The sequence below is a fragment of the Pseudomonas sp. PS01299 genome, assembly GCF_029960145.1.
GTDB lineage: Bacteria > Pseudomonadota > Gammaproteobacteria > Pseudomonadales > Pseudomonadaceae > Aquipseudomonas > Aquipseudomonas putida_A.
Genome location: NZ_JASCPO010000036.1, coordinates 1 through 12,361, shown reverse-complemented (window position 1 = coordinate 12,361; position 12,361 = coordinate 1). Strand labels below are relative to the sequence as shown.

10 protein-coding genes are annotated in these 12,361 nt (G+C 60.2%); 2 read left to right on the top strand and 8 right to left on the bottom strand.

All coding sequences use genetic code 11. From position 1 onward, the window contains the following. Nucleotides 1-33: 33 nt before the first annotated feature. Nucleotides 34-630 carry a MarC family protein gene (locus QMX91_RS09375; RefSeq protein WP_027613585.1) on the bottom strand — a complete coding sequence of 199 codons (597 nt, stop codon included), beginning with the start codon at nt 628-630 and terminating at the stop codon, nt 34-36. 256 nt (nt 631-886) lie between these two features. Between QMX91_RS09375 and QMX91_RS09370 the strand changes: the two genes are divergently transcribed. Next, complete coding sequence (locus QMX91_RS09370; protein WP_098967026.1) at nt 887-1,672, top strand: hypothetical protein; 786 nt, start codon at nt 887-889, stop codon at nt 1,670-1,672. Beyond that, entirely contained in the window at nt 1,653-2,447 is a 795-nt protein-coding gene (locus QMX91_RS09365; RefSeq protein ID WP_282412600.1) for a hypothetical protein, read from the top strand. Before QMX91_RS09370 ends, QMX91_RS09365 begins: the two co-directional genes overlap by 20 nt. Nucleotides 2,448-2,477: 30 nt before the next feature. Here the strand turns inward: QMX91_RS09365 and QMX91_RS09360 are convergent, their stop codons facing one another. The 7 genes from QMX91_RS09360 to prmA all read right to left on the bottom strand — a co-directional run bounded on the left by QMX91_RS09360 (nt 2,478) and on the right by prmA (nt 12,183). After that, entirely contained in the window at nt 2,478-5,252 is a 2,775-nt protein-coding gene (locus tag QMX91_RS09360; protein WP_282412599.1) for a hybrid sensor histidine kinase/response regulator, read from the bottom strand. A gap of 99 nt (nt 5,253-5,351) precedes the next feature. Continuing rightward, on the bottom strand, nt 5,352-6,647 hold the full coding sequence (gene purD / locus QMX91_RS09355; RefSeq protein ID WP_282412598.1) for a phosphoribosylamine--glycine ligase: 1,296 nt from the start codon (nt 6,645-6,647) through the stop codon (nt 5,352-5,354). Nucleotides 6,648-6,796: 149 nt separating this feature from the next. Then, nucleotides 6,797-8,404, bottom strand: a complete 1,608-nt coding sequence (gene purH / locus QMX91_RS09350) for a bifunctional phosphoribosylaminoimidazolecarboxamide formyltransferase/IMP cyclohydrolase (protein WP_134785341.1) — start codon at nt 8,402-8,404, stop codon at nt 6,797-6,799. 82 nt (nt 8,405-8,486) lie between these two features. Next, complete coding sequence (fis, locus tag QMX91_RS09345) at nt 8,487-8,807, bottom strand: DNA-binding transcriptional regulator Fis (RefSeq protein WP_003221275.1); 321 nt, start codon at nt 8,805-8,807, stop codon at nt 8,487-8,489. Further along, nucleotides 8,804-9,814 carry a tRNA dihydrouridine synthase DusB gene (gene dusB, locus QMX91_RS09340; protein WP_007961945.1) on the bottom strand — a complete coding sequence of 337 codons (1,011 nt, stop codon included), beginning with the start codon at nt 9,812-9,814 and terminating at the stop codon, nt 8,804-8,806. The genes fis and dusB overlap by 4 nt, the downstream gene beginning before the upstream one ends. A 185-nt stretch (nt 9,815-9,999) precedes the next feature. After that, nucleotides 10,000-11,274 (bottom strand): DUF3426 domain-containing protein, encoded by a 1,275-nt coding sequence (locus QMX91_RS09335; protein WP_134785343.1) that lies wholly within the window; start codon nt 11,272-11,274, stop codon nt 10,000-10,002. A 30-nt stretch (nt 11,275-11,304) separates the two neighbouring features. After that, nucleotides 11,305-12,183, bottom strand: coding sequence for a 50S ribosomal protein L11 methyltransferase (prmA, locus tag QMX91_RS09330; protein ID WP_282412597.1), 879 nt, complete (start codon nt 12,181-12,183; stop codon nt 11,305-11,307). Nucleotides 12,184-12,361: the final 178 nt, after the last annotated feature.

The window sequence follows — 12,361 nt, the reverse complement described above, 5'->3', positions numbered from 1 at the left end:
CTGCGGAGATTTTCCTCCGCAGCCCTTTTTCGTTCAGGACACCAGATAGCCCTTGATCCCGGTAAAGATGATCTGCGCCGCCAGTGCGCAGACGAAAAGGCCCATCAGCCGGCTGACGATCTGCAGGCCCTGATCGCCGAGCACCCGCTCGATGTGATTGGACAGATACAGCACCACCCCTACGGTGAAACTGGCCAGGGTGATGCTCATGATCGCGGTCAGTTTGTCGTCCCAGTGCGGCTGACTGACGCCCATCACCAGCAGGGCGCCAATGGTGCCCGGGCCGACGGTCAGCGGGATGGTCAGCGGGACGATCGTCACGTCCTGTTGCACGTTGTCACTCTGCACGACCGGCTTGCCCTGAGCCATGCCCAATGCCGAGATGAACAGCACGCTGCCGGCACCGATGCGGAATGCGTCCGCAGTGATCCCGAATACATCGAAAATCACCCGCCCGAACAGATAAAGCAAGACGCTGGAGATCAGAGTGGCGATCGCCACTTTCCAGGCCAGGCGCCGCTGTTCCTTGCGCGAGTAGCCACGAGTCAGGCTGATGAAGCAGGACAACACGAAGAACGGGCTGTAGAGCACCAGCATCTTCAGGTAAACGCTGAATAACACGTGGAGCATGAGGGCGACTCGCATCCGGAGAGTGATGACGGCGAGTCTATCAGTCGGTTAGTTGCTTGTGTGTGCAGAAGATTCTGCGCGAGGCAGTCGGTTTTTCGTTTTTTGTTTGATAGTTGTTTTGTGTGATGTTGTTAGTTGCATCTTGTTTGCTGGATAAGATGTTACAGATTTGAGTTTGTAGTGCTGGGCTTGTTTGTTTATTGTTTTCTTGCAAGTTCAAGAGGGGCTTGCCTACTAATTAATAAGGACTTTTATTGTGCATAGTCAAATCGTTAATGAGCTTTATATCTCTTCCTGTATTAACGCGATTGAAGCCTGTGATGTGGGTGCGCCGGTTATTCGCTCTCGTGGCCTGTTGGCTGTAGGGGACGAAATCGAGGCACCGTCGAAAGGCTCTGTTGTCGGCGAAGTCACAATGGGTTTTTCTGGCAAACTTTCGGATCAGAACAAGTCGGATGCCCAGAACGCTCTTCTGTTCGCCACACGTGCAGCGAACAAGCTATACCCCGAAGAGCATCAGGGCCGAGATTGGTATAAGCGGTTCCGTGAGGTGATGACCCTCGCTGGCTGGACGCCTGTCGATCAGTACTACAATGACCTCAGTATCGAAGGCACGAGTGTGCGGATGGACAAGCTGGTACTGGAGATTCTGGGTTCCGTGCTGGCTAATGTTGCACTGCCAGGACCAACCAGCGTTCTGATGCTGAAGGTCGCGGGTGATGCAATCTCGGCCCTGCAAAAACGGGACACTGCTGCGTTGACCGCTTATGAGCGAAATTTGCTGGACCACGGCGTGGGCGGCATCTCCACCGGAGCGTGTGTCGAACTCGACGGTGAGGCAATCATGGCGCTGGGAACGGTGCGTTTTCTGCGCAAGAACACCTCTACCAAAGTGATGTTCGTGGATGTCGATGTTCGTAATGTAAGTTTGTATCGAGCTCAAACTTTCTTTGCCAAAAACACCGACGTCGCCAACGCAGTGCGTGAGACGATCAAGAAAAAGCTGGTGGGTATCGATCAGATTGAAGATATTGATATCTGATAAATCGAAAAAAGCAGTCGAAGGTCGACTGCTTTTTTTTGGGGGCGATTATATGAATTGCAAATATTCCGTTTTGATCGTTGCGGGTGCCGTTGTACTGATTCCGCCGGCAGACAAACCGGAACGCTATCAGGATTTAATAAACTCTCTGTTGTTGGCGCAACTGGCGGCCAACAAGAAACTTGAGAAAGATCCGGGTATTGGCTGGTATGACGTCTACATGGAATTTCTGGACAAATACTGGCTGCGACATTTCAGAGCACGGTTGGATCTGTCCGTCGCACAGGGTAACAGCGTGTCTGTCGTTGACTGGGTGGTCGCTCCTGAGTTCGGGGGTGCTGTGGAGCAATGTGGCGTTGCGAACGCAGTCATGCGTCGACTGGCAGCACTTTCCGCAAGCGAGCCGGCACTAGAGCTGCTGCGTGGTTACATGCAGAAAGGCGCCAGCGATGCATCGACGGATCAGTCAGATGTTTCCAGAATCATACGGCTGTTGGTGGTCGTGGCGCACTCGCCGATGTCGATGAGCAGCGTCTACATCGAATTTGCGACTGCACGGATTCTCGCTGACAACCCTTTGGCCGAGCTATTCCAGGCTGAGGATATTCGCGGCAGTGTTTGCAGACGCTCTGCCAGTGCCAATTTGTCCGAAACGCTCTATGGGCCGGTTCGCGCAGCCATCGCCCTGAAAGTCCAGGACAGGCTTGAAGCTAACGTGGCGTTGTTGAGGCTGATTGAAGACGTTCCAGCCGAAGAGAACGGCGCAGCCGATTGAGTCACGCTCGAACTGGCGTGGTACCCCTGCTTAAAAGGTCGACGCCGTACGGTTCTGCTGATCGCGCTGGGCTACCCAGTGTTCGATCAGCTCGCGCAGTTGCGACAGCTCCACCGGTTTGGCCATGTGGCCATCCATCCCGGCCTGACGCGCGCGTTCCTTGTGTTCGGCGAGGATGTGCGCGGTCAGCGCGACGATCGGCGTGCGTATACGCTGATTGCTGACCTCCCACGCCCGTAGCTGCTGGGTCGCCGAGAAGCCATCGAGGATCGGCATTTCGCAGTCCATCAGCACCAGATCATAACGCTGGGCCTTCATCGCCTGCAGGGCCTCTTCGCCGTTGCTGGCGGTGTCCGGTTGCAGGTTGAGTTTACCGAGCATGCCGCGAATCACTTTGGTCGAAATCGTGTTGTCTTCGGCGACCAGAATGCGGAAATCGCTCGGCACCTTGGCCGCCGTCGCGGGAGTGACCACTTGCGGCTGGAACACTACCTGACCTTTATTGCGCTGGTTCAACTCGTCGGCCAGCGTGGTCTTGAGCGTATAGCCGGCCACCGGTTTGGCGAGGATGCGTTTGATCCCGGAGTTGCGCGCGATGATCTTGCTCGGCGCGTTACTGATGCCGGTGAGCATGATCAACAGGATGTCGTGATTGAGGCTCGGGTCTTCCTTGATCTTGGCCGCCAGTTGCATGCCGGTCATGCCGGGCATGTTCTGGTCCAGCAGCACCACATCGAAGTAGTCGCGCAGGTGCGCCTTGGTGCGCAGCAGCGCCAGCGCTTCCTTGCCCGATGGCACGGCGCTGACGTTCAGACCCCAGGCGCTGCATTGCTGCACCAGCACTTTGCGGCAGGTATCGTTGTCGTCCACCACCAGCACGCGCGCACCTTGCAACGGGCCGTCGAGGTCGGAGGTCGGGTGTTCGAGGCGATCCGGGTCCAGTGGCAGGGTCAGCCACAAGGTGCTGCCCTGATTGGCGCCGCTTTTGATCCCGAACTCGCCGTGCATCAGGCGGATCAGTTGCCGCGCAATCACCAGTCCGAGGTTGCCACCCAGACGGTTGGCCGAGAGGAAGTGTTTGCTGTGCAGTTCGGCGTGCAGCAACGCATCGCGCTCTTCCGCCTCCATCGGCTGACCACTGTCCTGCACGGCGATGCGCAGGCGCGGTTTGACGCTGCGCTCGTCGAGGGCGACGACGATCAGCACTTCGCCTTCGTCGGTTTTCTTCAGGGCGTTTTCCAGCAGGCTCAGCAGGGTCTGGCGCAAGCGGGTCGGGTCGCCGCTGATGACGCGCGGCACTTGCGGCTGGATGAAGCTGATCAGCTCGACGTTCTGCTGTTCGGCCTTGGCCCGGTAGATGCTCAGGCAGTCGTCGATCAGCGCGTTGAGGTCGAACTGCACATCGTCCAGTTCGATCTGTCCGGATTCGAGCTTGGAAATGTCGAGAATCTCGTTGATCAACGTCAGCAGTTCGTTGCCGGCACTGTGGATGGTTTGCACGTAATCGCGTTGCTTGACCGACAGTGGCGTGCCCAGCAGCAGCTCGGTCATGCCCAGCACGCCGTTCATCGGGGTGCGGATTTCGTGGCTGATCTTGGCGAGGAATTCGGCTTTGGCGTTGATCTCGGCATTGCTCGCGGCAAGATCGCGGCTGATGCTGAACCGGCTTTCGGTGATGCTGCGCTGGCGTTCACCCAAGGCGATGCTCATCAGCAAGCCACTGATGCAGATGAAACCCATCAGGGTCATGATCAGGCCTTGCGGCGCCACCAGGGTCAGCCCCAGCAGGGCCGGCAAAATAATCAGCGTACCGATGTTGAACACCACCATCCCGGCAACGAACAGCCGCGCCGGGCGATAACCTTTTTGCCAGTGATAGAAGCCGACCAGCAACATGCTCAGACCGGCCAGCGCCACCAGCGCGTAGGTGATGATGTTCAGCGGCAGGGTGTTGACGAATAACAGCAGCAGGCTGCAGATCACGATGAACAGAATGTCGCCCAGCAACAGTTTGTTCAGCGGGTGCGGGCCGAGCGGGGCGAAGAAGCGCAGGGCGAACATCAGCCCGGCCGGGGCGGTCAGCAGCAACGCCAGATAGGCGCCCGGAGTCTGGATCGCGTGCCAGTTCGGCAACCACGGGCCGGCGAGGTTGAGCAACAGCAACAGACTCAGGCCCAGCAGTCCTTCGCAGACCGCCAGCCACAGGCTGCTGCGCGAGCGGGAGTAGGCGTAGCGCACGATGTTGTGCAGCAGCAACATGCCGAGGCAGCCGAACAGCAGACCGAAGATCAGCGTCTGGTTCTGGTTGGCGGCACTCATCACCGCCGATTGCAGGGTGATGTGCGGGCGCAGTTGATGGTCGGAAACCATCCGCAGATAAACGTCGAGGGACTTGTCGCTTTGCGGCAGTGGCAGCAGGAAGTCGCTGCTCGGCAGTGGCCGCTCGACCTGCGGCTGATGGGTGCCGGAAGTGCGTTGCTCGATCAGCTTGTCGCCGTCCAGCACGTAGAGGCTGAGGTTGGACAGGTCGGGAGCGAAGATCCGCAGCACCTGCTCGTGCTTGCCCGGCGCCAGTTTGAAGCGCAGCCAGAGTGCACCATCGGGCTCGGCCGCCGTGAGGCGATCAAGTTCGATAGGGCTGAATTGATTGGTGTAGCGCGCCGAGCGGATATCGCTCAGTTGCAGATTGCCCTGGTCGTCAAGCAATACCGACCAGCCACTGCCTTGCGCGGCCTGGGCCGGGAGCATGCAGAGCAAGGTCAGCAACGTGACGGTGAAGCTTATGGCAATCCTGAGCCAGCGCACGGCGAAATCCCTTCGTAGGTTGATGCCAGAATATAACGATGCGCCGCGGCGGAACAGTCCGGCGAGGAACGGTATCCCTCGCCGGACTTGATGAACAGCTTATTCCTGGGTTTCGCCACGTTCACGGGCAATGGCGCGGTAGCCAATGTCCTTGCGGTAGAAGCAACCTTCCCAGTCGATGGCCTCGGCCAGCTTGTAGGCTTGCTGCTGGGCTTCACCGACGCTAGCGCCCATGGCGGTGGCGCAGAGTACGCGACCACCGGCAGTGACGACCCGACCATCCTTCAGCGCCGTACCGGCGTGGAAGACTTTGCCTTCCAGGCCTGCGGCTGTGTCCAGACCGTTGATCACCGCGCCCTTGGCGTAGTCGCCCGGGTAGCCGCCGGCGGCCAGCACGATGCCAACGCTCGGACGTGGATCCCACTGTGCTTCAACCTTGTCCAGCGCTTGCGCCAGAGCGGCTTCGACCAGCAGCACCAGGCTCGACTGCAGACGCAGCATCACCGGTTGGGTTTCCGGGTCACCGAAGCGGCAGTTGAATTCGATGACTTTCGGGTTGCCGGCCTTGTCGATCATCAGACCGGCGTACAGGAAACCGGTGTAGACGTTGCCTTCTTCGGCCATGCCGCGCACGGTCGGCCAGATCACCTGATCCATCACGCGCTGGTGCACGTCGGCGGTGACCACCGGGGCAGGGGAGTAGGCACCCATGCCGCCGGTGTTCGGGCCGCTGTCGCCGTCGCCAACACGTTTGTGGTCCTGACTGGTGGCCATCGGCAGGACGTTCTTGCCGTCGACCATGACGATGAACGAGGCTTCTTCGCCGTCGAGGAATTCTTCGATCACCACGCGCGAACCGGCGTCGCCGAAGGCGTTGCCGGCGAGCATGTCGCGCACGGCGTCTTCGGCTTCGGCCAGGGTCATGGCAACGATCACGCCTTTACCGGCGGCCAGGCCATCGGCCTTGATCACGATCGGTGCGCCTTTTTCACGCAGGTAAGCCAGGGCCGGCTCGATCTCGGTGAAGTTCTGGTAGTCGGCGGTCGGGATCTTGTGGCGCGCGAGGAAATCCTTGGTGAAGGCTTTCGAGCCTTCCAGCTGTGCAGCGCCGGCGGTCGGGCCGAAGCAGTCCAGGCCACGGGAGCGGAACAGATCGACCACGCCTGCCACCAGCGGCACTTCCGGGCCGACGATGGTCAGGGAAACGTTTTTCTCGGCGAAGTCGGCCAGTTGCTCAAGGGCCAGCACGTCGATGGCGACGTTCTCGCACTTGGCTTCAATCGCGGTACCGGCGTTGCCCGGCGCGACGAAAACCTTCTGCACGCGCGGATCCTGAGCCACTTTCCAGGCCAGGGCGTGTTCACGGCCACCGCTGCCAATGATCAAAACATTCATTTCAAAAACCTCAAAAATCTGTCAGACGCTGCTGGAGCGCTTTATGTGGGAGCGGGCTTGCTCGCGAAAGCGGTGTGTCAGGCAAAACGGCTGTTGCTGACAGATTGCATTCGCGAGCAAGCCCGCTCCCACATTTGGATCGAGTGGAATCAGTGACGGAAGTGGCGCATGCCCGTAAAGACCATAGCGATGCCAGCCTCGTCGGCTGCAGCGATCACTTCAGCATCACGCATCGAGCCGCCCGGCTGGATCACTGCAGTGATGCCAACCTTGGCCGCGTTGTCCAGACCGTCGCGGAACGGGAAGAACGCGTCCGAGGCCATCACCGAACCGGCCACTTGCAGACCGGCGTGCTCAGCCTTGATCGCGGCGATACGCGCGGAGTTTACGCGGCTCATCTGGCCGGCGCCGACACCGATGGTCTGACGGTTCTTGGCGTAGACGATGGCGTTGGACTTGACGTACTTGGCGACTTTCCAGGCGAAGATCAGGTCGTGGATTTCCTGTTCGGTCGGTGCGCGCTTGGTCACCACTTTCAGGTCGTCGGCGCCGATCATGCCGATGTCGCGGCTCTGCACCAGCAGGCCACCGTTGACGCGCTTGTAGTCCCAGGCCGGAACGCGATCCGCCGACCACTCGCCACAGGCCAGCAGGCGCACGTTGGCTTTGGCGGCGACGATGGCGCGAGCTTCTGCGCTGACGCTTGGCGCGATGATCACTTCCACGAACTGACGCTCGACGATCGCCTTGGCAGTCTCGGCATCCAGTTCACGGTTGAACGCGATGATGCCGCCGAAGGCCGACTCGGTGTCGGTGGCGTAGGCCAGTTCGTAGGCCTGACGGATACCGCCTTCGGCATCCGGGCTCACCGCCACGCCGCACGGGTTGGCGTGCTTGACGATCACGCAGGCCGGCTTGACGAAGCTCTTCACGCATTCCAGCGCGGCGTCGGTGTCGGCCACGTTGTTGTACGACAGCTCTTTGCCTTGCAGTTGGGTCGCGGTGGCGATACCGACTTCGGCAGGCTTGGCTTCCACGTAGAACGCCGCGCTCTGGTGCGGGTTCTCGCCGTAGCGCATTTCCTGGGCCTTGATGAACTGGCTGTTGAAGGTGCGCGGGAATTCGCTGCGACCTTCGGTGCTCAGTACGTCGGCAGCCTGATTCACGGTGCCCATGTAGTTGGCGATCATGCCGTCGTAGGCGGCGGTGTGTTCGAACGCCTTGAGCATCAGGTCGAAACGCTGAGCGTAGGTCAGGCCGCCGGCCTTGAGGTTTTGCAGAACGTTGGCGTAATCGCTGGCATTCACCACGATCGCCACGTCTTTATGGTTTTTCGCTGCCGAACGAACCATGGTCGGGCCGCCGATGTCGATGTTCTCGATAGCGGTCGGCAGGTCACAGCCTGGCTTGTTGATGGTGGCTTCGAACGGGTACAGGTTGACTGCAACCAAGTCGATCGGCTTGATGCCGTGCTCGTTCATGATCGCGTCGTCGATACCGCGACGACCGAGGATTCCGCCGTGGATTTTCGGGTGCAGGGTTTTCACCCGACCGTCCATCATTTCCGCGAAACCGGTGTAATCCGCGACTTCCACTGCGGCAACACCGTTGTCGCGCAGCAGCTTGAACGTTCCGCCGGTGGAGAGGATCTCGACGCCGAGGGCTTCAAGCTCCTTGGCGAATTCGAGGATCCCGGTCTTGTCGGAAACGCTGATCAAGGCGCGGCGGATCGGCAGGCGGGTAGTCTGGTCGGTCATCTCAATTTCCATCAAAAGCAAAGGAAGTCAGCAAAAAAGGCGACCGGTTTTACGCGGGCGCCTTTCTGGTTTGATTGAATGCTTACAGCAGATCGTACTGCTTGAGTTTCTTGCGCAGCGTGCCGCGGTTGAGTCCGAGCAGCTCGCTGGCCTTGGTCTGGTTGCCCTTGACGTAGTTCATCACGCTTTCGAGCAGGGGAGCCTCGACTTCGGAGAGCACCAGGTTGTACACATCCGTGACGGACGCGCCCTCAAGGTGGGCGAAATAATTGTGCAGCGCCTTCTCGACACTCCCGCGAAGGGTCTGACCTTCTTCGCTCGGGGTATTGAGGTGCTGTTTCAAATTCACGTTGTCGCTCACGGGTGCTGTTCCACTCACTAAAGTCTCGGTCATCATCGTCATGCGGCCACCCCTTCTTCGTCCCCTGTCAGGCTCTTGTAACGCTCGGCGAAGAACTCCCGAACGTTGGCGCATTGTGTTTCCGTACCATCCAAACGATTGAAGTGGGCGCGAAACTCCCTGGCGCCCGGCAAGGTTGCGAGATACCAGCCCACATGCTTGCGGGCAATACGGACGCCCATCACATCCCCATAGAAGGCGTGAAGTGCGGCCAGATGCTCCAGCAGGATGCGTTCCACTTCGCTCAGCTCCGGCGCCGGCAATTTCTCGCCGGTACGCAGGAAGTGTTCGATCTCGCGAAAAATCCATGGCCGCCCCTGGGCAGCCCGGCCTATCAGCAGGCCATCGGCACCGGTCGCGTCAAGCACGTAACGGGCCTTTTCCGGCGAATCGATATCGCCATTGGCAAACACCGGGATCGACACCGCCTGCTTGATCGCGGCAATCGTGTCGTACTCGGCTTCGCCGGTGTACAGATCGGCGCGCGTGCGGCCATGCACGGCCAGCGCGGTGATCCCGGCCTGCTCGGCGATCTTCGCCACAGTCAGGCCGTTCTTGTTGTCGCGATCCCATCCGGTGCGGATCTTCAGGGTCACCGGCACATCCACTGCAGCGACGACGGCCTGCAGGATCTCGGTCACCAGTGCTTCGTCTTTCAATAACGCGGAGCCGGCGGCCTTGTTGCAGACCTTCTTTGCCGGGCAACCCATGTTGATATCAATAATCTGTGCGCCCAGTTCGACGTTGGCCCGTGCCGCGTCCGCCAGCATCTGCGCATCGCCACCGGCAATCTGCACCGAGCGTGGCTCGGGATCGCCTTCGTGGATCATGCGCATGCGCGACTTGCGGGTATTCCACAGGCTCATGTCACTGGTGACCATTTCCGAGACTACAAGCCCTGCGCCCAAACGCTTGCACAGCTGACGAAAGGGCTGGTCGGTGACGCCCGCCATCGGGGCGAGAATCAAACCGTTCTGCAATGTATATGGGCCGATGCGTACCGCCGACATAGGACTTCCCTGAAGTGGGGCCGGATCATGAGAGTTCGAAAAAGGGTTGGCATGATACCCGCTCTCGATGACTGGATAAAGGCTGAATTGAACAAAATCTGAACAGTTATTCTGTTATTACCAGCGGTTTGGTAAGCGCGGGCGAAGTCAGAAAACTGCCGTCAAACCTGAAGCGATGAAGCGATTCACTCGGGCGAGTGGAAACTCAGGCTGTAATTCACCGCTTTGGGGCCTGGATCAAGGATATCCAGCGCGATGTGGATTGGCGTTTGCGGCGGCATTTCCGCCATGCCCTCAAGGTCGCCGTTGAGGTATTCGCCGGGTTTGAAGCGACGACTGGCGATCAGATGACCGTTGAGGTCAGCGAAGCGTAGCTCCAGCAACGGAAATGGCTGGGAGAACGTCGCGCGGTTGTAGATGATCGCATCCACCACCAGCGCCCCGCTGAATTCCGGATGGCTGCGCACCACCAGATTGCTGCTTTTGATTTTGCCGATGTCGACCTTGGACGGCACCGTGCAGCCGATCTGCGGGCAGAACTGCTGAAACCATGGGCGGTACTGATCCTGCCGCGCCAGTTCATCGAAGTGATAGGCAATGTACTGGCCGGCCAGACCGGCGGCAGCTAGCAGCACCAGCAAAGCCCAGAGCAGACGCCGGCCCCAGGGCGAACGGCGTTTCTGCCAGTCCAGTTGCAGCGGGTCGTCGGTCAGGTCCTGCAACACCTCGGCGCGTTGACGTTTTTTGCGCAGCGGTTCGACCGATGGCAAGTCGTCATCGTCCGGCTCGACGTTGGCCGACAGGCGTTCACGACGGGCATTCGGATCGATCGGGTCGTGCAGGCGCAGTTGCGGGATCGGCGGTTCATCGTCCAGATCCACCGGCTCCAGCGACAGGGAAGGCTCGGTACGCGCGGTGTTTAGCGGTTCCGGTTCGACGGCATCTGGCTCGACGTCATCTTCGGGCTCGGGCAGACGTTCATCGTCGCGTGCGCTGAACAGGCTGTCGCGCCACTCCGTTTCATCGGCTTCAGGGCTGTCGCGGCGGGCGCTCAGGGACTCTTCGCGCTGACGACCGAATTCGGTGGTCGGCTGGATTTCCCGTTGTTCGAGGCGGGCGAGTTCTTCGTCCAGATCGAGGCTGTCCAGGTCCAGCTCGCTGGCGCTCCATTGCTTTTGGCTGATGGCGCGCGGCGCGGGCGGTTCGTCATTGACGGGCGCTTCGACCACTGGCGGTGGCTCGCTGACCACCGCCTGAGACGGTGCTGGCTGGACAATGGACGGCGCCACCGGAGTGACCGCTTCCTTGCCGGCGTGTTGTTCCAGCAGCTGTTTGGCGGCGTTGAACACTTGCAGGCAGGAGCCACAGCGAACCACCCCGCGGGCCACGCTCAATTGAGCATGGCTGACGCGGAAGCTGGTTTGGCAATGCGGGCACTGGGTGACGAAGCTGTCGGTCATGCGGCGATCCGGTTTATGCAGGCGGTCATTCTAGCGCCGACGGCCGGTGATACGCACCCAGCCATCGCGATTGGCGATCGGGTCCAGATCAAAGTCCTGCGCATAGGCGGCAGCGACTTCTTCACCTTGTTCGGCGAGGATGCCTGACAGTGCCAGACGACCGCCGGTTTTCACCAGGCCGGACAGCTGCGGCGCCAGGGAAACCAGCGGGCCGGCCAGAATGTTGGCTACCAGCACGTCGGCTTTGACCTGCGGCAAATCTTCCGGCAAGTACAGCGGGAACAGCTCGTCGGCAATATTGTTGCGCCCGGCGTTGTCGCGCGAGGCTTCCAGCGCCTGCACATCGATGTCGGTGCCGACGGCGTCTTTCGCGCCGAGCAGCAGGGCGGCGATCGCCAGAATTCCCGAGCCGCAGCCGAAGTCCAGGACGTTGCAGTCTTTCAGGTCCTGACCGTCGAGCCATTCCAGGCACAGGGCGGTGGTCGGGTGGGTGCCGGTGCCGAACGCCAGGCCCGGATCCAGCAACAGATTGACCGCGTCAGGCTCGGGCGCGGCGTGCCAGCTCGGCACGATCCACAGGCGCTGACCGAAACGCATTGGCTGGAAGCCGTCCATCCAGCTGCGTTCCCAGTCCTGGTCTTCGATGACTTCGCTGTGATGCTCGGGCAGCGGACTGCCGGTCAGCAGTTCCAGATGCGCGAGCACCGGCGCAGGCTCGGTGCCGCCCTCGAACAGGGCCAGCAGGTGCGTGTGCGCCCACAGTGGGGTGGTGTTGAGTTCCGGCTCGAAGATCGGCTGATCTTCGGCGTCCATGAAGGTCACCGAAACGGCGCCGACTTCAAGGAAAGCGTCTTCGTAGGTTTCGGCTTGTTCCGGGCTGATGGCGAGACGTACTTGCAGCCAAGGCATGGCGGGCACCTTTGAAAAAATATGATTGCAGCCTAGCGGCCAGCGAGAAGCGCGCAAGTTTACGCGAGCGCAGGCGGTTTGTGGGAGAGACTTGAAACGCCATTCCCTTGTAGGAGTGAGCCTGCTCGCGATGGCGATGGTGCTGTCGACACATATGCTGGATGTGCCGGCCTCATCG

Excerpts from the sequence above, each read along its gene's own strand:
- QMX91_RS09375 (WP_027613585.1), bottom strand. The coding sequence starts at position 630 with ATGCTCCACGTGTTATTCAGCGTTTACCTGAAGATGCTGGTGCTCTAC.
- purD (WP_282412598.1), bottom strand. The coding sequence starts at position 6,647 with ATGAATGTTTTGATCATTGGCAGCGGTGGCCGTGAACACGCCCTGGCC.
- purH (WP_134785341.1), bottom strand. The coding sequence starts at position 8,404 with ATGACCGACCAGACTACCCGCCTGCCGATCCGCCGCGCCTTGATCAGC.
- fis (WP_003221275.1), bottom strand. The coding sequence starts at position 8,807 with ATGACGATGATGACCGAGACTTTAGTGAGTGGAACAGCACCCGTGAGC.
- dusB (WP_007961945.1), bottom strand. The coding sequence starts at position 9,814 with ATGTCGGCGGTACGCATCGGCCCATATACATTGCAGAACGGTTTGATT.
- QMX91_RS09335 (WP_134785343.1), bottom strand. The coding sequence starts at position 11,274 with ATGACCGACAGCTTCGTCACCCAGTGCCCGCATTGCCAAACCAGCTTC.
- prmA (WP_282412597.1), bottom strand. The coding sequence starts at position 12,183 with ATGCCTTGGCTGCAAGTACGTCTCGCCATCAGCCCGGAACAAGCCGAA.